Here is an 18034-nt window from a genome sequence, read left to right on the forward strand (position 1 = left end):
CGCCACCGAAAGACAAGGAAAGCGCCATGGCACCATCGGCAGCCCAGCGCATCGTCATCGAGAACGCCGCCATCGCGACCGTCGACGCGAACGACACCGAGTACGCCTCCGGACACCTCGTCATCGCCGGGAACAGGATCGAGTCCGTCGGCGCCGGACCGGCCCCCGCCGGCCTGGCGGACGTGACACGGCGCATCGACGCCGGCGGCCACCTCGTCACCCCCGGCCTGGTCAACACCCACCACCACTTCTACCAGTGGATCACCCGGGGCCTGGCCACCGACCACAACCTGTTCAACTGGCTCGTCGCGCTCTACCCCACCTGGGCCCGCATCGACGAGGAGATGGTGTACGCGGCGGCGCAGGGGTCGCTCGCCATGATGGCCCGCGGCGGAGTGACCACCGCCATGGACCACCACTACGTCTTCCCGCGGGGCTCCGGCGACCTGTCCGGCGCGATCATCCGGGCCGCCTCCGAGATGGGCGTCCGGTTCACGCTGGCCCGCGGCTCGATGGACCGCAGCGAGAAGGACGGCGGGCTGCCGCCCGACTTCGCCGTGGAGACGCTGGAGGGCGCCCTCGCCGCCACCGAGGAGACCGTCAAGAAGCACCATGACGCCTCCTTCGACGCCATGACCCAGGTGGCCGTCGCCCCCTGCTCGCCCTTCTCCGTCTCCACCGAACTGATGCGCCAGGGCGCCGAACTCGCCCGGCGGCTCGGGGTGCGCCTGCACACCCACGGCTCGGAGACCGTGGAGGAGGAGAAGTTCTGCCACGAGCTGTTCGGCATGGGCCCCACCGACTACTTCGAGTCGACGGGCTGGCTCGGCGAGGACGTGTGGATGGCGCACTGCGTCCACATGACCGACTCCGACATCGCCGCCTTCGGCCGCACGAAGACCGGTGTGGCGCACTGCCCGTCCTCCAACGCCCGCCTCGCGGCCGGCATCGCCCGGGTCCCGGACATGCTCGCCGCGGGCGTCCCGGTCGGCCTCGGCGTCGACGGCACCGCCTCCAACGAGTCCGGTGAACTCCACACCGAACTGCGCAACGCCCTGCTGATCAACCGTCTCGGCGCGCACCGCGAGGCGGCCCTGAACGCCCGGCAGGCGCTGCGCCTGGGCACCTACGGCGGCGCCCAGGTCCTGGGCCGGGCCGGGCAGACCGGCTCCCTGGAGGCCGGCAAGCTCGCCGACCTCGTGCTGTGGAAGCTGGACACCCTGGCCCACGCCTCCATCGCGGACCCGGTGACCGCTCTGGTCTTCGGCGCCGCCGCCCCGGTCACCGCCTCCTTCGTCAACGGCCGGCAGATCGTCGAGAACGGCCGCCTGCTCCACGCCGACGAGGACGCCATCGCGCACGCCACCCGCGAAGAGGCCCGCCGTCTGGCGCGGATCGCCGCACAGCACTGACCCGGTCCCGGCCGGCCGCACAGCACGAAGCGGCCCCGCCGGACGAAGAACTCCGGCCAGGAGGGACGGCTCCCGGCCGGTGGCCGCGGACCCGAGCGGGGTCTGCGGCGGCCGCCCCCGGGGCGCGCGTGCACACGCGCGCCCCGGGCCGGTCACCGTCACCCGGAGCGGCCCGTCCGCCGGCCGCTCCCTCCCCAGCTCCCTCCCCAGCTCTCTCCCCAGCTCTCGGTCCCGCTCGTGAGCTCCCGGTCCCGCTCGCGCGGGAGGCCCCCCACGCCCACGCATCACCTCCTTGACACCCACGTCGGAGCCGACGTGACAACCGACCGGAGGAACCGCCGTGCCCGCACCGACCGCCGACGCGCCGGACGCGCCAGCCAGGACACCCGTCCACCCAGTCGACGAGAAGCTCCCCGCCCTGAAGATGGCGACCAGCGGCCTCCAGCACGTGGCCGCCATGTACGCGGGGGTCGTCGCCCCGCCCCTGATCGTCGGCGCGGCCATCGGCCTGAGCGCCCGTGACCTCACCTTCCTCACCGGCGCCTGCCTGTTCACCGCGGGCCTCGCCACCTTCCTCCAGACGCTCGGCATCTGGAAGATCGGCGCCCGGCTGCCCTTCGTCAACGGCGTCACCTTCGCCGGTGTCGCCCCGATGACCGCGATCGTCGCCTCCACCAAGGACAAGTCCGACGCGCTGCCGGTCATCTTCGGCGCGGTCATCGTCGCCGGACTCCTCGGGTTCCTCTGCGCCCCGCTGTTCTGCAAGGCCATCCGCTTCTTCCCGCCGGTCGTCACCGGCAGCGTGATCACCCTCATCGGTGTCTCCCTGCTGCCGGTCGCCTTCGGCTGGGCCCAGGGCCCCAACCCGGCCGCGCACGACTACGGCTCGGCCACCAATCTGACCCTGGCCGGCATCACCCTTCTGCTGGTCCTGCTGCTGCGCCGCTTCACCCGCGGCTTCGTCAAGCAGATCGCCGTCCTGATCGGCCTGGTCCTGGGCACCCTGGTCGCCATCCCGTTCGGCGCCACCGACTTCGGCCCGGTCGCCGACGCCGACGTGGTCGGCTTCCCGACGCCCTTCCACTTCGGCGCCCCGCAGTTCCAGGTCGCCGCGATCCTGTCGATGTGCGTCGTCATGGTGGTCTGCATGACCGAGTCCACCGCCGACATGCTCGCCCTCGGCGAGATCGTCGAACGCCCCGCGGACGAGCGGACCATCGCTGCGGGCCTGCGCGCCGACACCCTCGGCTCCGCCCTCAGCCCCCTGTTCAACGGCTTCATGTGCAGCGCCTTCGCCCAGAACATCGGCCTGGTCGCGATGACCCGCATCCGCAGCCGCTACGTGGTCGCCGCGGGCGGCGGCTTCCTGGTGCTGATGGGCCTGTGCCCGGCCGCCGCCTCCCTCATCGCCGTCGTACCGCGGCCGGTGCTGGGCGGCGCGGGCGTGGTGCTGTTCGGCTCGGTGGCCGCCAGCGGTATCCAGACGCTGGTCAGGGCGGGCCTGGACAAGGACAACAACGTCCTGATCGTCGCCGTCTCGCTCGCCGCCGGCATCATCCCGATCACCGCGCCGGAGTTCTACCACGCCTTCCCCGAGACCGCCCGGATCGTCCTGGACTCGGGCATCTCCACCGGCTGCGTCGTGGCCGTCGCGCTGAACCTGCTCTTCAACCACATCGGCAAGGGCCAGGACGCGGAGGACGTCACCCACCCGATGGAGAGCGGCACGGAGATCGCGGAGGCCGCCCAGCCGGCCCCCACGCACTGACCGCGCCCGCCCGCGGGGGTGCGGCACCGCCCGGTGCCGCACCCCCGCGGGCGGCACCGCGCGGCGGTCTCACAGGCCCAGCAGCACCGGATCCTCCGCGAGGTCCCGGAACCGGTCCCGGGGAGCGGCCACCAGTCTGCGCGCCTTGAGGTCCAGCAGCCCGCCGACCGCGGTGATCTCCGCGGCCACCGTGCCGTCGGCCTTGCGGACGGTCTGCCGTATCCGGAACGTCTTGCCCTCGCCCCACTCGAACACACAGCTCACCACGGCCTCGTCACCGGCGAGCAGCTCCCGCCGGAAACCGATGGTCGTCTCCAGCGCCACCGGTCCCACGCCCGTGGCGATCAGGTCGCTCTGGCTGATGCCGGCCGCCTGGAGCAGCGACCAGCGTGCGTGCTCCGCGTAGTTGAGGTACACGGCCTGGTTGAGATGCCCCTGCACATCGGTCTCGTAGCCCCGGACGGTCACCGGGACGGAAAACGGCTCGCTCACTGCATCCCCTTCTCGCACGTCACGCCGGTGACGTCTGTCCTCGTACGACCGCCCCGATCCTGGCACGCCCCTCACACCCGGCGCGGGGAGGCCAGCAGGTAGCGCACCCGGGTCCGCGGCTCCGTGCACACGCCGGGCTGCCAGCCCGCCCGCTCCAGCGCCGCCGCGCAGGCCGCCAGCGGCTCCGCGTCCGGCGCGTACACCGCGACCGCCTCGGGCTGCGGGGTCGCCCGCACCCGGTAACCGTCGGCCGCCGCTCCCGCCGGACGGAGCCCGGCCGCCTCCAGGGCCAGCGCGGCGGCCCGCACCAGATGCGCCCGCTCCCAGCCGCACGGCCGCTCCACCGCGCCGTCCGGGTTGGTCATCCGGCGTAGCTCCAGCAGCCCCTGCCAGGCACTGTGCACCTCACGCGCCCGCGCGGCCCCGTCGGAGGCCCCCGCCGTCCCCGCCGCTTCCTCGTCCTCCTCGCCGCCGACCCGGGCGGCGAACACACCGGCGGGCGGCGGGGTGTCCGCCGGGGGACCGGAGGCAGCCGGTGGGGGAGCGGAGGCAGCCGGTGCGGGCCCCGTCTCGCGTATCCGGTGGCCCGCCGGGGTCAGGAAGTGGTCGTGCGGCGGGCGCGGGTGCCGGAAGGCCAGCCCGCGCGCCACCAGGGCCGCGAGCTGCGCCTCGGTGCCCCGCAGCCGCCCGGTCACCGGATCGGCGGCGTCGACGACCCGGCGCTGCGCGGCGGTCGGCGGTCGTGTCACGGCGTGCTCCCTCCCCGGGGCCCGGCATGGGCGAGCGGACCGGGAAGGAGTCCCCGGCCCGATCAGAAGGCTACGGCGCGGGTCTGACAACGCGCCGTGGCCTTCTGAACGGACCCTCAGTGCGATGATCCGGCCGGTGCGGGCGGCCGGATGTTCCAGCCCGCGACCACCGGCCGGTCGTGTTCCGTGCCCAGCCGGCACACCGTGCCGGTGGCGAGCTGGAACAGCGCGCCCGAGGCCGGGGGCAGACCCAGCCGCCGGGCCGTCAGCACCCGCAGGAAGTGCCCGTGCGCGACGAGCAGCACGACGCCCTCGGTGTTCGCGAACGCGGCGTCCACCTTGGCCAGCATCCGGTCGGCGCGCTCCCCGACCTGCTCCACCGTCTCGCCGGGGTGCTCCGGCGGGCCCGGCGCGACCCCGTCGGTGAACAGGAACCAGCCGGGCCGGGTCCGCTGGATCTCGGGCGTCGTCACCCCCTCGTAGCCCCCGTAGTCCCACTCCCGCAGGTCGGCGTCGACGCGGGCGTCCGGCACACCGATCAGCTCGGCCGTCTCCCGGGCCCGCTGGAGCGGGCTGACGAACGCGGCGCCGATGCGGTGCGACCGGATCAGCGGCACCAGCCGGCGCGCCTCCTCCCGCCCGTGCTCGGTGAGCGGCACGTCCGTACGGCCGGTGTGCCGCCCGGAGCGCGACCACGCGGTCTCCCCGTGCCGGACGAGAAAGAGGTCACCCATGCCGGCCGTCCCTTCCCTGTCGCCGCGTCGCCGCCGACGACACCCTGACACGGCCCGGGGAGGTCCGCAGCCGGAGTGCGCCGTACGGCCGGTACGGGGCCGTTCACCGCGGTGCCGGCCAGGGGTCCACCTGTCCCCCGTACAGGTGGACCCCGACGGCCCGAGCCGTACGGGGCCGGCGCCGCACGGGGAAGCATGCCAAGGAGCCGCTCCGCCGAGTTGACACAGAGTCGACTCTTGTTGCCATCGCGTCCACACAAGAGCCGATACGGCCACCTCCCGCGCCACGGGACCCGCGGATTCGAGCCGATACGCTTGTTCACCTGTGAAGTACTTCTTCCCTCGCGGCCGCCAGGAGGAGGGGAGGGGCGATGGGAGAACGAGATGCCGGTGACACCCGAGACGGCCGGGAGCGACGTCCTGGACGGGGTCGAGTGCTTCGAGCACTGGCGGGAGGTGATGGGGCGGTCACGGGCCGCCGAGATGACCAGCGACCATGTCACCACCTTCAGCGCGACCGTGCGGCAGGCGCAGCTCGGGCCCGTGGCCGTCCTGAGGACGGCGTTCCCCTCGATACGGGTCAGGCGGACCGAGCGGATGATCCGCCGGTGCGACGACGAGCTCTACCACCTGACGATGCTGACGGCCGGCCACGGAACCGTGGCCTCGGTCGGCCCGGGAGGGACACAGCGGCTCACGCCGGGCCACTTCCACCTGGTGACCAGCTCACAGCCCTACGATTCCTGGTTCGCCGGCACCCCCGGCGCCGGAGGGGCGCCACCGCGCGCCGAGGGGATCGGCATCGACCTCCCGGCGTCGTCCCTGCCCATCCCGCCGCACCGGGTCCGCCACCTGCTCGGCCGGGTGCTGTCGGGACAGCAGGGCACGGGCGCGGTACTGGCGGCGTTCCTGCTCACCCTGGACCGCCAACTGCCCGCGCTCCGGCCCGCCGAGGCGACCCGGCTCGGCGCCGTGGCGGTCGACCTGCTGTCCGCCTGCCTGGCGCGGGAGCTGGACGCCGAGGACGCGCTGCCGGAGGAGACGCGGCACCGGGCCATGCTCCACGATGTGCGCGCCTTCGTCCGGCGGCACCTGCACGACCCCGGCCTGACCCCGTCGAAGGTCGCCGCGGCGCACCACGTCTCCGTCAGCTATCTGCACCGGCTCTTCACCCGCGGCTCGCAGGGCACGACCCTCGCCGCGTACATCCGCCGGCAGCGGCTGGCGAAGGCGTACCGCGATCTCGTCGACCCGGCCCTGAGCGCCCTGCCGATCCACGCCGTCGCCGCGCGGTGCGGAATGCCCCACCCCTCCGCCTTCACCCGCGCGTTCAAGGCGGCCTACGGGATCTCGCCGAGCGATCACCGGCACTACTGCCGGTAGCCGTCGAGGAACCGCCCGATCCTGCTGATCGCCGTCTCCAGCACATCCGCGTGAGGGAGCGTCAGGATGCGGAAGTGGTCGGGCGTGGGCCAGTTGAAGCCGGTGCCCTGCACGATCTGGATCTTCTCGCGGAGCAGCAGGTCCAGGACGAACCTCTCGTCGTCGTGGATCTTGTGGACCGTTGGGTCGAGCCGGGCGAACGCGTACAGGGCGCCCCGGGGCTTGACACAGGAGACGCCCGGGATCTCGTTGAGCTTCTCCCAGGCGATGTTCCGCTGCTCGTGCAGCCTGCCGCCGGGCACGGTCAGCTCGCCGATGGACTGGCGGCCGCCGAGCGCGGCCTGGATGGCGTACTGCGCGGGCGCGTTGGGGCACAGGCGCATGGAGGCCAGCATGGTCAGGCCCTCCAGATAGTCCTTGGCGTGCTGCCGGGGTCCGGTCACGACCAGCCAGCCGGAGCGGAACCCGGCCACGCGGTACGTCTTCGACAGGCCGCAGAAGGTCAGGACCACCAGGTCGGGCGCGAGCGCGGCCGTCGAGTGGTGCACGGCGTCGTCGTAGAGGATCTGGTCGTAGATCTCGTCGGCGAACACCATCAGGCCGTGCCTGCGGGCGAGGTCGAGGATGCCCTCCAGGATCTCCTTCGGATAGACCGCGCCCGTCGGGTTGTTGGGGTTGATGATCACGACGGCCCTGGTCCGGTCGGTGATCTTCGACGCCATGTCGTCCAGGTCCGGGTACCAGTCGGCCCGCTCGTCGCACAGGTAGTGGACCGCCTTGCCGCCGGCCAGGGTGGTCACGGCCGTCCACAGCGGGTAGTCCGGGGCGGGGACCAGCACCTCGTCGCCGTCCTCCAGCAGCGCCTGTACGGCCATGGAGACCAGCTCCGAGACGCCGTTGCCGAGGAAGACGTCGTCGACGCCGACCTCCAGGCCGCGTGCCTGGTAGCGCTGGGCGACCGCGCGGCGGGCGGAGAGGACCCCGCGCGAGTCGGTGTAGCCGTGCGCCCGCGGGAGCATCCGGATCATGTCCTGGACGATCTCCTCGGGCGCCTCGAAACCGAAGAGCGCCGGGTTGCCGGTGTTCAGGCGCAGCACGCTGTGGCCCGCCTCCTCCAGCGCGTTGGCGTGCTCGATCACCGGGCCGCGGATCTCGTAACAGACCTCGTTGAGCTTGCTCGACTGCCGGAACTCCATGCGCCCCTCCGGTTCGTGTTGTTGCTTGGTTTTACCAAGTGCGAGCTTGGAAAGTCCAACAACATGTCTAGACTGCGTCGCATGTCACCTCGCCGAAGCTACGACCAGTACTGCTCCGCGGCCCGCGCGCTCGACGCGGTCGGCGACCGCTGGACCCTGCTGATCGTCCGGGAACTGCTCGCCGGTCCCCGCCGCTACACGGACCTGCACGCCGATCTGCCCGGGGTGAGCACCGACGTCCTCGCCTCCCGGCTGAAGGACATGGAGCGCGACGGGCTGACGAGCAGGCGCCGGCTGCCGCCGCCCGGGGCCGCCCATGTCTACGAACTCACCGCGCGCGGGCGTGCGTTGCTGCCCGTGCTGCGGACGCTGGGGGAGTGGGGGCGGGCCGAGCTGGGCGAGCCGCGCCCCACCGACGCGGTGCGCGCGCACTGGTTCGCGCTGCCCCTGCTGGGCGCGCTGGCGGGCGACGGCATCGTCGAAGTACGCCTGGAGAAGGGCGTCTTCCACCTGCACCCGCGGGAGGAGGCGGGGGCCGTGTACGGCGACGGGCCCGCCCCCCGGGAGCCCGACGCCCGCCTGTCCCTCGACTCCGCCACCTGCGCGGAGATCGCGCGCGGGGAGCTGGACCTCGCGGACGCGGTGCGCGCGGGCCGGGTGACCGTCACCGGGGACGGCCCGCTCGCCAAGTCCCTGCGAGAGGCGTGACGCACCTGCGGGAGGCACGGCGAAGGCCCGCCCCGCCGACGCGGAACGGGCCTCCTGGATCAGTGGTGTGACGTACCGTCAGGCACCGGGCGGCAGCCGTGACGGCCGTCCGGAACCCCGCGTCAGCGCGTAGCCGCCGATGCCCGCGAGCGCGGCCAGCACGGCACCGATCCCGGACCACACCCACCGGTCGGACCACCAGCCCGACGACCAGCCGCCGTCCGGCTCGATGCTCGACAGCACCGCCGTCTTCTTCTTGCCGTCGCCGCTGTCACCGCCGTCGTGCTGCGAGGTGACCGCGATCCCGGGGACCAGTGGCTGGGACAGTGAGCCGTCCACGGCCGCGGGGCCGCCGATGTGCTTGGACTCGGCCCGGACCTCGGCGCTCACCGGCAGGCCCAGGTCCGACGCCTGGAGGCCGACCACGGTGAGCCGGATGTAGTACGTGCCGGGCAGCGGGTCGTTGGCCCACGGCTCCGACCAGGCGCGGACCGTGCGCAGGACGCAGGCCAGCTCCACCGAGGCGGTGCCCGCCGCGGCGGTGCGGGTCTGGGCGCCGTACTGGCACGACTGGCGGCGGCGCAGCCCGTCGTAGACGTCGACCTGCCAGGTCTGCGTGGTGTGCTGCTCGGGCAGCTTCACCGTCGCGTGCACGGTGGGGCGCTGACCGGCGTCCGCGGGGAACGACCAGTACAGGTAGTCGCCGGTGGAGGCGCTCGCGGTCGCCCGCTGCCCCTGCTCGATCTCCGTCGCCGTACGGAAGGAGGTGCCCGCCTGGGAGGGGGCCTTGCTGTCGCCGGACGGGCTCGCCGAGGGCGAGGAGTCGGCCACCGCGGGGGCCGCCGCAAGCCCCAGGGCGAGCAGCGCGGCGCCGAACGCACGTGTGAGACGCATCAGTTGGTCCTCCAGATCGCCACGCGCCAGCGCGAGAGCCAGCCCCAGATCACTCCGGCGAGGAAGCCGGTCAGCACCAGGAGGCCGAGCAGCCACCAGCCGCGGCCGAGTCCGAACGCCGCCACGTCGCCCGACGGGTCGGGGGCGCCCACCACGTCCACGGTCAGCTCCAGCGGCAGACCTGGCGTGGTCTTCACCCCGGCGGTCGGCGCGAAGGAGTTGGTGACCTGGAGGCACACCGTCTCCGCCGGGGCGTTGTCGTCGTCGCTCTTCGGCTTCGGATAGCGCAGGCCCGTGGAGACCACGTCGGTGCGGCCGGTGCCGGCCGCCTCCCCGCGCACGATCTCCCGCCCGTGCACGGTCACCGCCCGCAGCAGCATCCCGTAGTCGGGGCGCACGGCGCGGTCGTCCGCGACGCTGACCGAGGCCCGAAGCTCCTGGCCGGGCTTGACGTCCACGCGGTACCAGCGCTGCTGCCCGAACTCCTCGCGGTCGGTGTACAGGCCCGACTTGAGCGCGGGCGCCCTGGTGCAGTCGGCGGCGCCCTGGGTGGCGACCGGCGTCACCACCGGGTCGGCGGCGCGGTCCACCAACTGACCGACCCGGTCGGACAGTTCCTCCTTGTGCCGGACGGAGGTGTAGGTGCCGCCGGTCGCGTCGGCGATGCAGCTGAGCTGGTCACGGGTCTTGGCGTCCGGCACCAGGCCCAGGGTGTCGATGGTCAGGCCGATGCCCTTGGCGGCTATCTCGCGGGCCACCTCGCACGGGTCCAGCGGCTGGCAGGTGTCCTCGCCGTCGCTGATCAGCACGATACGGCGGGCGCCGTCGCCGCCCTCCAGATCGGTCGCCGCCTTCAGCAGCGCGGGCCCGATCGGGGTCCAGCCGGTCGGCGCCAGGGTGGCCACCGCCGCCTTCGCCTCGGTGCGGTTCAGCGGGCCGACCGGGTAGAGCTGCGCGGTGTCCTTGCAGCCCGTCTTGCGGTCGTCGCCGCGGTAGTTGGCGCCGAGGGTGCGGATGCCGAGCCGGACCTCCTCGGGGGTCGCGTCCAGCACCTCGTTGAAGGCCTGCTTGGCCGCGGCCATCCGCGTCCCGCCGTCGATGTCCCGTGCGCGCATGGAGCCGCTGACGTCCAGGACGAGTTCGACCTTCGGCGCTGCCCGGCCGTCCGGTTCGTCGGCGACCGCGCCGGCGGGAAAGGCGATCCCGGCCGTCAGGGCGGCGAGCAGAGCACAGACTCCTGCCGCCAGCCGTTGTCTTGTGATCATCGGCGGATCCTATTGACCCGACGGTGGTTGCTCCAAAACGAGCGGCGGCGGCCTACTCCGTCCCCGGCCCCGGCTCCTTGCCGAACAGACCCGCCAGCCGCGCCCGGTAGAGCACCGCGACCGTGAACCCGTCGGTGATCCGCCCGTCCGCCACCATCGCCTCGGCCTCGGCCCACGGCACCGCGCGGATCCGGCCGATCGCCTCGCCCCGCTCCGGGTCGCCGAAGCCGTCCACCCGGGCGGCGTACAGCTCGACGCGGTGGGCCAGCAGCCCGGTGTCCGGATGGAGTCCGCCGAGCGGGACCACCGCCGTGGGCACCGCCGCGATCTCCTCCCGGAGCTCCCGCGTGACGTTCTCCTCGCCACCGGCCCCCGGGTCCCCGAAACCGCGCACCACCTCCCAGTGCCGGGTCCGCGTGGCGTGCCGGAAGTGCTCGATCAGCACGACATCGCTCTCCGGGCCGAGCAGCGGCAGGACCACCACGCCCGGGGAGGCGTCCGGCGGCGGCAGCAGCCGGTCGTACAGGCCCAGCCGCCCGTCCGGGAAACGCACCGGGTCGCGCAGGTACCACAGATGGCGGTTGGCCGACACCACGCCCGCGGGAACCGGCCGCAGCAGCACCGCGAGCCGGGCCCGCAGGGCCCCCAGGAAGCCCCTTGCCGGCTGCCGTCCGGCCGCCGTGACCTGGCGCCGGGCCCGGCGGACCAGGGCGGGGTCCGTGAGGATGCCGATGCCCCCCGGTTCGTCGCGGAACCACCGCGGAACGGCCCGCCGCAGGGCCTCGTACCGGTTCATGGGATGCTCCGCGGGCAGTGCAAGGGCTGACTCCGGCTTTCTCAGTACTCGGGCAGGTCTTCGTTGTCCTGGGTGGTGGCGGACGCCGTGCCGGTCGGGGCGGAGCCCGACGCGTCCCGGTAGCCGGGCAGGCGCCGCACCAGATCGTGGAACTGGGCCCATTCTCGTTCACTCGCCAGCCGCACGGAGGCGATCTCGCGGGCGAACCTCTGTTCCTGCCGCCCGGCGATCCGGTTGCGCAGCACCAGCTGCACCGACCCCGTCAGCGATCCGCTGACCGTGAGCGGCAGGACCGAACCCGCCACCTCCCACAGGTCGTTGCCGCTGACGGCGGTGAACACGGCCGCCCCCACGGTGACGACGACCTCCACGACCGGCCGCCACGGGGCGGGCCTGGCCCGCTCGCGTTCCCTGGCCAGCCTGAGGATCTCCGAGTTGAGCCCGACGTAGCGGTCGAAGACCTGCCCCACCCGCTCGTCGAAGGTGTCGGGAGCGGCGGTGAGCGCGCCGAACGCCCGCACGTACTCGTTCCACACGGAGGTCTGCCGCAGCCGCCAGATGTCCTGGAGGGTGAGCGCGTTGACCGCGGCGGGCGTCAGCCGGTCCTGGACCGCGGCGAAGGCGTGCCGCCGCAGGAATGTCAGCAGATGCTCGGGGTCCTCGACGAAACCGGTGGCGGCCCGCGCCTCCCGGGCCTCCTGGAGCACCACGCGCCGCAGGCTGTCGCCGGGCGTGAGCGGGTAACGGCCCAGCGCGTCGGCCAGGTTGACGTTGTAGACGAGGTCCAGGAGCTGCTTGATCTGCGCCGCGAAGGGCTTGCTCCGGTCGTACCTGCCCTCGGCGACATTGGTCCCGGGGACCGTCACGAACTCCTCGTACAGGGCGTTGCGCACCACGGGCCGCCGGCTGACCCTGAGGTCGTTGCTGAAGGAGACCACCTCGCCGAGCCGTCGCCCGAACCGGTCCGCGTCCTCGCGGGCCACTCCCGTCTGGGCGGCCAGGACGTCGATGTCCTTGGCGGTCAGGCCCTGCACCTTCTCCGCGAACGGCTGGAACAGCCGCAGGCGGGTGCTCTCCCGGTTCTCGTGGTCGTCCGCCGAGTCGTCCCAGGACATGCGCACACAGCGCACCCGGTCCGTGGCGGGCAGCCCCTCCAGGGTCTCCTGCCAGGCCGTGAACCCGTCGCGCCGCACATGCAGACGGTCCGGCGGCTCCTCGGCCGGATGCCGCTCACCGAGCAGGAAGGGCACGATGGCCCCCGAGGCGAGCAGCCGCTGGTGCGCCGTGCGGGACTCGCCCTGCTCCACGAGGTCGCAGTTGATCGCGTCGTTGTTGTAGAAGTACGCGCGGTTGATCACGACCTGGCCGACGTTGATGAGGCTGCGGAAGTACTCGGCCCGCACCTCCTGGCGGCGCAGCCGGCCGACCTGGTCGAGGGACTCGCCCCGCTCGATCATCTGCCGTGTGAGCTGCGCCGGGACCCATTGGTTGTCCAGCGACTGCGCGATCACCGCCCCCGGGTCGAGCTGTTCGGGACGGATCGGCTTCATCAGACCGTCACTGCTGTCGACGTCAGTCATCTTCCGCTCTCGGGGCCGTGGGTGTCCGACGAACGCCCCAGAGCTACACCGCCGCGGCCCGATGAGAACCACAACGCCGTTGTTTGGCCGAAAAGTTGTCTCATAGCCGGACGGAAGGTCACGATCCGGTCGCGCCGGGCCGGGGCAGCCGGGTCCAGATGTCGCCGCTGCGGCCGGGGGAGAGCCGCATCAGCGTCAACGCCTTGACGGGCAGCGGCTCCTCGCGCAGGGCGCGGACGTCCGCCGTGCGGGGCAGGTTGGGCAGGGCCGCCTCCAGGGCCGCGCCCAGCGCCGGACCGGAGCCCGCCGCACCGGCCAGGGCGCCCGCCACCAGCGAGCCGAACAGCTTGCGGCGCAGCGCGGCCGGATCGTCGGTGAGGTTGCGCTCGGGCAGCGCCGGGACCGCGATGCCGTGCCGGGCCAGCCGGGCGGGGCTGACGCGGATGTCGGCCAGGTCGCGGTAGACCAGGCGCACCGGCGCGCCGGAGGCGGAGAGCACGACCAGCAGGTTCTGCCCGTGCGCCTCCAGCGCCACGCCCAGCTCCAGCAGGCCGAGACCGGCGGTGAGCGCGAGCCGGGTGAAGCCGGCCAGCCAGGCGGGGGAGCCCGGCAGCCCGGTGCCCGGCAGGGCCGCCACCGGCAGGACGCGCTCGCCGGGACGGACGTACTCCTGCGGCGACTCGCGCCACAGGGCCGCCAGGTCGGGGGAGTGCGCGGTGGCCGCGCCGAGGGTGCGGGTGAGGTGCAGCAGACCGCCGGTGCGGGCCGCCAGGTCCTGCGCGAACGCCGACAGGACCGCCGACGCGGTCACCGAACCGACCGAGATGTCCCGCACCGATGACGTCAGCCGCGCCGACAGCGCCGTCTTGACGTGCGGGCCGTCCGGCAGGGCCAGGGTGCGCAGCGACATCAGCGGATGCGCGGCGAGCCGGTCGCCCTCGCCGGGCCGCTTGAGCACATGCTCCGCCTGCCACGGGTGCACCGGCATCAACAGGCGCCCGCCGTCCCGCAGTTCCCGCGGCCACTCCCCGGTCACCAGGCACTCCCGGGCGGCGACCGGCAGCAGCCGCAGCTCCACCACAGGCCGGTGCTCCGGGCCGTACGCCAGCTGCTCGGCCACCGAGAAACCGGGCCGGGACCGGCAGTTGGGGTGGAAGGGATGGCCGTCGGCCACCCGCTGCTCCCACTCCCAGTCCCGGCCGGGCCACTCCTCCGGCGGGAGCGGCCCCCCGGCGGGCGACGGCCGGTCCGCGCGGGACAGCGCCAACGACGCCGCGCTGTGCGCGAGTTCGGCGGCCAGCGCGCCGCCGTGCGGCACCGCGAGGGCGGTCGTCAGCCGCGCCGGATCGTCGTGGACCTCGCCGTCGAGGCGCACGGCGGTGACGTACGCGTCCGTCGCGTACGGGTCGGCCGGCGGCCCCTCCAGCACCCGGCCGTCGGACAGCCGCAGCACCAGGGCGTCCCGCACCCGCTCCCGGCCGCCGATCCACGGCAGCGGCTCGTGCGCCAGCGCCCGCCACAGCCGGGTGAGCACGGCAGCCCGCGCGCCGGCCAGTTCGCGCGCGTACCGTGGGACGAGGCCGGGACGCACCACGGCCAGTTCCTCGCCGATCTCGGCCTCTGCGGTCGGGAGACGGTGCACGGTCGGGCTCCTCGGGTACGGATCGGACGCGCGGGCGCCACGGTAGCGCGCGGGCAGACATACTGATCACCTTCGCACCGTGTGGACGTATGGAACGAATGGAACGCATGGAGCTGACGCCCCCCACCGACGGCACCGGCGCGTCCGCCGCCGCCGACAACGGCGCGCGCGCCGACGCCCACGCCGTCGCGCCCCTGCTGAACTGCCTGATCCGCGAGGTGGCACACCCCTGCCCGGAGCCCGGGAACGGACAGCCCGAGCAGGCCGGACGGCGCGGACCGGCCGGGCACGCCCTCTACCGGCTGCCGGGCACCGGGCGGCTGCTGCGGGTGCGCGCCGGGCGGCGCCCCGCCGCGCCCGAGGTGGCCGCCGACGGCCGCTGGCAGCGGCTCGGCCACACCGAACTGGTCAAACTGGTCGCCGACGAACTGCGCCGCCACACCGGCGTCACCAACGACGAACTGTCCGCCGAGATGATCGACAGCCGGGAGGCGGTGGCGGCACTGCTCGCCGCCCGGGAGCGGACCGCGCCGCCCGGGGACCTCTACACCCGCTCCGAGCAGTCCCTCGTCACCGGGCACCCCTGCCACCCGGCGCCCAAGGCGCGCGGCGGCGGCCCGGTCACCTCCTGGCTGCCGTACGCGCCCGAGGCGTACGCCCGTTTCCCGCTGGTGCTGCTCGGGCTGCGCGAGGACCAGGTCGTGGAGGAGGGCGACACCTCGGCGCTGGACGCCCTCGGCCAGGTCCCGCCCGGTTACCGGCTGCTGCCCGCCCACCCCTGGCAGCTCGACCTGGCGGCCGAGGCCCTGGCCGGGGCGTTCGCCGACGGACGGCTGCTGCGGCTGGGCACGACCGGCTTCGACGTGCGGCCCACCGCCGCGATCCGCACCGTCCACGTGCCGGAGGCCGACCTGTTCCTGAAGTTCAGCCTGGACGTGCGCATCACCAACGACGTTCGGCGGCTGTGGCGGCACGACCTGCTGACACTGCGCCGCACCGACACAGCGGTCACCGCCGCCTTCGCCCGGCTCGGCGGACCGGCCGCCTGGCTGAGCGACCGCGGACACCGCACCGCCGCCTTCGCCTTCGAGGAACTCGCGGTCGTCGTCCGCGACGGACTGCGGCGGCATCTGCTGCCCGGTGCGACCCCGCTGCTCGCCGCCGCCCTGACCGAGGAGTTCGCCGGCAATCCGCTGGACGGCCCGCTGGATCCGGCGGTGTGGTGGGCGGCGTATCTGCGCCAGGTCGTGCCCCCGGCCCTCACCGCCTTCGCGCGGCACGGAGTGGTGCTGGAGGCGCACCTGCAGAACTCGCTGGTCGCCCTGGACGGCGCCGGGCTGCCCGTGCAGGCGCTGTTCCGGGACGCGGAGGGCGTCAAGCTGCTGTCCGAGGTGGACCGGGCGGCCGGCTGGGAGCGGCTGGTGTACTGCCTGGTCGTCAACCACCTCGCCGAGATCGCCGCCGCCCTGGCCGAACGCCGTCCGGGCTTCGACCCGTGGCCCGCCGTCCGGCAGGAACTGTCCCGGCACGCCCTGCCCGAGGTGCCCGCCCTGCTGACCGCGCCGACCCTGCCGGGCAAGACCAACCTGCTGCTGCGCTGGACGGGCGCGGACGGCGCCGACGCCCGGTACCGCCCGCTGCCCAACCCGCTGGTCGGCGGATAGGCACCCGGCAGGCCCCGTCCCGGCGGCTCACCCGGTCGGAGGCGGGGGCGGGGCCGCCGGCGGCCAGGGCGGGCGGCAGTACCGCGCGCCGCCGTCGGCCGGCAGCTCCCGCTCGTAGTCGCAACTGGCCACGGCGCGCACCTCCAGCGTCCAGAAGGCGGTCAGGAGCCGCGAGACCGCGTCGATCACCTCGGCGGCCGGGGGGTCGTCGACCGGCTCGCAGACCAGGACGGAGGGCCAGCCGATGAAGTCGTCGTCGGGCAGGCCGTCCCCCGCGTGGTCGTTGCGCCCCCAGTCGGCCCGCACCGACGGCAGATGCAGGGTCCTGTCCCGGCGCACCGCGCCCGGGACCGCGCGGGCCACCCGCTCCCACAGCTCGTCCCGGTAGGGCACCGCCACGAAGACCGCGCAGTCGAGGTCGCGTTCCGGATCGCCGGGATCCGGGAACCGGTCCGCCGTCACGCGGTCTCCCCGTCGCCGCGCACGCCCGGCGCCTGGGCCCGCGTGAAGCCGTGGCTGCGCTCGACCTTCGCCACGTGCAGCGTGTAGGTCTCGTACCACTGGGCCCGCCCGCGCTTCTGCGCCGCGCGGTGCTCGGCGTCGCCCCGCCACCGCGCGAGGGCTTCCGCGTCGCGGAAGTAGCCGACCGTGATGCCCAGCCCGCCGGGGGTCTGCGCATGGTCCATCCCCAGGTACCCCGGGACCTCCTTCACCAGCTCTTCCATACGGTCGTCGGTCTCGCGGTAGCCGTCCTGGTCCGGGGTCCGCACCGTGGTGAAGACAGCGACGTAGTAAGGGGGTTCGAAAGCCGGGACGGGCACGGCGGGCGCTGTCCGATCACTGGTCATGGCGCCACCGTAAGGCGGGACACGTCCGGAGATCCAGTGTCCGTCGCCGGGGCGGGCACGCCGGACCGGAGACGGCGCCGGCCCTGCTGGAACCGGTCCGCGTGGGCCGGCGTCCTTCCGTGGGTCCGCGGGATCTACTTCTTCGAAGGACGCGTCCATGACCGGTACGGCCGCCCGCTACCTCTATCTCGCGCGTCACGGCGAGGCGTCGCCGGACGAGAGCGAACTGACGGACACGGGCCGCCGCCAGGCCGCCCTGCTGGGCCAGCGGCTCCGCGGGATCCCGCTGGCTGCGATCCACCACGGACCCCTCGCCCGTGCCGAACAGACCGCCCGGCTGGCCGGTGAGCAGCTCGACGGAGTTCCCTGCCACCGTTCCGAAGCGGCGGGCGACTACGTCCCCTACCTGCCGACGCGGGCGGAACTGCCGCCGGAGGCCGCCGATGACTGGGGCGAGTTCCTGGACCGGTTCACGGCCGAGGAGCGCGAACAGGGTCCCGGGCTGGCGGCGAAGGCACTCGCGGAGTTCACCGGGCCCGTCGTCGGAGACGAACCGCGCCACGAACTCGTCGTCACGCACAACTTCCTCGTCGGCTGGCTCGTCCGGGCCGCCTTCGAGGCGCCGAAGTGGCGATGGCTGGGCATCAACCATGCCCACGCGGCCCTGACCGTCATCCGCTACACACCCGAGCGGCCCCCGGCGGTTCTCCTCTTCAACGACACCGGCCATCTCCCCGCCGGGCTGCGCTGGACCGGTTTCCCGCCGGAACTCCACGTCTGAGGCCCGTGGCCGACGGTGGGCCGCCGGAGGAGACGGCCGACGACGATCGGGGCGGGCACCCTGCCCGGTGGATCCGGTGCCCTTCGACGGGAGTGCTCCGCCTCGGCCCCGTTCCGTTGAGG

The 18034-nt window shown here is 73.8% G+C and carries 17 protein-coding genes; 6 read left to right on the top strand and 11 right to left on the bottom strand.

The features are described 5' to 3' along the window. Positions 1-26 precede the first annotated feature (26 nt). Positions 27-1412, top strand: a complete 1386-nt coding sequence (locus A8713_RS25950; protein WP_064535958.1) for an 8-oxoguanine deaminase — start codon at positions 27-29, stop codon at positions 1410-1412. A gap of 424 nt (positions 1413-1836) precedes the next feature. Further along, positions 1837-3180, top strand: a complete 1344-nt coding sequence (locus tag A8713_RS25955) for a nucleobase:cation symporter-2 family protein (RefSeq protein WP_064537718.1) — start codon at positions 1837-1839, stop codon at positions 3178-3180. A gap of 69 nt (positions 3181-3249) precedes the next feature. On the opposite strand, the gene A8713_RS25960 is transcribed toward A8713_RS25955, so the two are convergent. The 3 genes from A8713_RS25960 to A8713_RS25970 form a co-directional block, all read right to left on the bottom strand. After that, positions 3250-3672, bottom strand: a complete 423-nt coding sequence (locus A8713_RS25960; RefSeq protein ID WP_064535959.1) for an acyl-CoA thioesterase — start codon at positions 3670-3672, stop codon at positions 3250-3252. 71 nt (positions 3673-3743) lie between these two features. Then, positions 3744-4421, bottom strand: coding sequence for a hypothetical protein (locus A8713_RS25965; protein WP_064535960.1), 678 nt, complete (start codon positions 4419-4421; stop codon positions 3744-3746). A 116-nt stretch (positions 4422-4537) separates the two neighbouring features. Then, positions 4538-5155, bottom strand: coding sequence for a histidine phosphatase family protein (locus A8713_RS25970; RefSeq protein WP_064535961.1), 618 nt, complete (start codon positions 5153-5155; stop codon positions 4538-4540). Positions 5156-5539: 384 nt separating this feature from the next. Here A8713_RS25970 and A8713_RS25975 point away from each other — a divergent pair, with 384 nt between their 5' ends. After that, the gene (locus tag A8713_RS25975) at positions 5540-6538 is read left to right on the top strand and encodes an AraC family transcriptional regulator (RefSeq protein WP_064535962.1); all 999 of its coding nucleotides are present in this window, start codon (positions 5540-5542) and stop codon (positions 6536-6538) included. Here A8713_RS25975 and A8713_RS25980 read toward each other — a convergent pair. After that, positions 6526-7734 carry a pyridoxal phosphate-dependent aminotransferase gene (locus tag A8713_RS25980; RefSeq protein WP_064535963.1) on the bottom strand — a complete coding sequence of 403 codons (1209 nt, stop codon included), beginning with the start codon at positions 7732-7734 and terminating at the stop codon, positions 6526-6528. The genes A8713_RS25975 and A8713_RS25980 overlap by 13 nt on opposite strands. A gap of 81 nt (positions 7735-7815) precedes the next feature. Here A8713_RS25980 and A8713_RS25985 point away from each other — a divergent pair, with 81 nt between their 5' ends. Continuing rightward, on the top strand, positions 7816-8442 hold the full coding sequence (locus A8713_RS25985; protein ID WP_064535964.1) for a winged helix-turn-helix transcriptional regulator: 627 nt from the start codon (positions 7816-7818) through the stop codon (positions 8440-8442). Between the two features lie 78 nt (positions 8443-8520). Here the strand turns inward: A8713_RS25985 and A8713_RS25990 are convergent, their stop codons facing one another. The 5 genes from A8713_RS25990 to A8713_RS26010 form a co-directional block, all read right to left on the bottom strand. Continuing rightward, positions 8521-9336: a hypothetical protein gene (locus tag A8713_RS25990; RefSeq protein ID WP_064535965.1), complete on the bottom strand. Its 816-nt coding sequence runs from the start codon at positions 9334-9336 to the stop codon at positions 8521-8523. Continuing rightward, on the bottom strand, positions 9336-10601 hold the full coding sequence (locus tag A8713_RS25995) for a VWA domain-containing protein (RefSeq protein ID WP_064535966.1): 1266 nt from the start codon (positions 10599-10601) through the stop codon (positions 9336-9338). Before A8713_RS25995 ends, A8713_RS25990 begins: the two co-directional genes overlap by 1 nt. Before the next feature lie 52 nt (positions 10602-10653). Next, complete coding sequence (locus A8713_RS26000; RefSeq protein ID WP_064535967.1) at positions 10654-11397, bottom strand: NUDIX hydrolase; 744 nt, start codon at positions 11395-11397, stop codon at positions 10654-10656. 41 nt (positions 11398-11438) lie between these two features. Then, complete coding sequence (locus tag A8713_RS26005; RefSeq protein ID WP_064535968.1) at positions 11439-12977, bottom strand: hypothetical protein; 1539 nt, start codon at positions 12975-12977, stop codon at positions 11439-11441. Between the two features lie 118 nt (positions 12978-13095). Then, positions 13096-14619: an IucA/IucC family protein gene (locus tag A8713_RS26010; protein ID WP_064535969.1), complete on the bottom strand. Its 1524-nt coding sequence runs from the start codon at positions 14617-14619 to the stop codon at positions 13096-13098. A gap of 98 nt (positions 14620-14717) precedes the next feature. Between A8713_RS26010 and A8713_RS26015 the strand changes: the two genes are divergently transcribed. Next, the gene (locus tag A8713_RS26015; RefSeq protein ID WP_064535970.1) at positions 14718-16283 is read left to right on the top strand and encodes an IucA/IucC family protein; all 1566 of its coding nucleotides are present in this window, start codon (positions 14718-14720) and stop codon (positions 16281-16283) included. Between the two features lie 27 nt (positions 16284-16310). On the opposite strand, the gene A8713_RS26020 is transcribed toward A8713_RS26015, so the two are convergent. Next, positions 16311-16745 (bottom strand): hypothetical protein, encoded by a 435-nt coding sequence (locus A8713_RS26020; protein ID WP_064535971.1) that lies wholly within the window; start codon positions 16743-16745, stop codon positions 16311-16313. Then, a complete protein-coding gene (locus A8713_RS26025) occupies positions 16742-17131 on the bottom strand; it encodes an antibiotic biosynthesis monooxygenase family protein (protein WP_064535972.1) in 390 nt (129 codons plus the stop codon). The genes A8713_RS26020 and A8713_RS26025 overlap by 4 nt, the downstream gene beginning before the upstream one ends. A 157-nt stretch (positions 17132-17288) precedes the next feature. On the opposite strand from A8713_RS26025, the gene A8713_RS26030 reads away from it, so the two are divergent. Then, a complete protein-coding gene (locus tag A8713_RS26030; RefSeq protein WP_064535973.1) occupies positions 17289-17912 on the top strand; it encodes a histidine phosphatase family protein in 624 nt (207 codons plus the stop codon). Positions 17913-18034: the final 122 nt, after the last annotated feature.

The organism is Streptomyces sp. SAT1 (genome assembly GCF_001654495.1).
GTDB lineage: Bacteria > Actinomycetota > Actinomycetes > Streptomycetales > Streptomycetaceae > Streptomyces > Streptomyces andamanensis.

Bases quoted from the DNA above. Each gene is read 5' to 3' on its own strand.
- A8713_RS25950 (WP_064535958.1), top strand. From the start codon at position 27: ATGGCACCATCGGCAGCCCAGCGCATCGTCATCGAGAACGCCGCCATC.
- A8713_RS25955 (WP_064537718.1), top strand. From the start codon at position 1,837: ATGGCGACCAGCGGCCTCCAGCACGTGGCCGCCATGTACGCGGGGGTC.
- A8713_RS25970 (WP_064535961.1), bottom strand. From the start codon at position 5,155: ATGGGTGACCTCTTTCTCGTCCGGCACGGGGAGACCGCGTGGTCGCGC.
- A8713_RS25975 (WP_064535962.1), top strand. From the start codon at position 5,540: ATGCCGGTGACACCCGAGACGGCCGGGAGCGACGTCCTGGACGGGGTC.
- A8713_RS25980 (WP_064535963.1), bottom strand. From the start codon at position 7,734: ATGGAGTTCCGGCAGTCGAGCAAGCTCAACGAGGTCTGTTACGAGATC.
- A8713_RS25985 (WP_064535964.1), top strand. From the start codon at position 7,816: ATGTCACCTCGCCGAAGCTACGACCAGTACTGCTCCGCGGCCCGCGCG.
- A8713_RS25990 (WP_064535965.1), bottom strand. From the start codon at position 9,336: ATGCGTCTCACACGTGCGTTCGGCGCCGCGCTGCTCGCCCTGGGGCTT.
- A8713_RS25995 (WP_064535966.1), bottom strand. From the start codon at position 10,601: ATGATCACAAGACAACGGCTGGCGGCAGGAGTCTGTGCTCTGCTCGCC.
- A8713_RS26000 (WP_064535967.1), bottom strand. From the start codon at position 11,397: ATGAACCGGTACGAGGCCCTGCGGCGGGCCGTTCCGCGGTGGTTCCGC.
- A8713_RS26005 (WP_064535968.1), bottom strand. From the start codon at position 12,977: ATGACTGACGTCGACAGCAGTGACGGTCTGATGAAGCCGATCCGTCCC.
- A8713_RS26015 (WP_064535970.1), top strand. From the start codon at position 14,718: ATGGAACGCATGGAGCTGACGCCCCCCACCGACGGCACCGGCGCGTCC.
- A8713_RS26025 (WP_064535972.1), bottom strand. From the start codon at position 17,131: ATGACCAGTGATCGGACAGCGCCCGCCGTGCCCGTCCCGGCTTTCGAA.
- A8713_RS26030 (WP_064535973.1), top strand. From the start codon at position 17,289: ATGACCGGTACGGCCGCCCGCTACCTCTATCTCGCGCGTCACGGCGAG.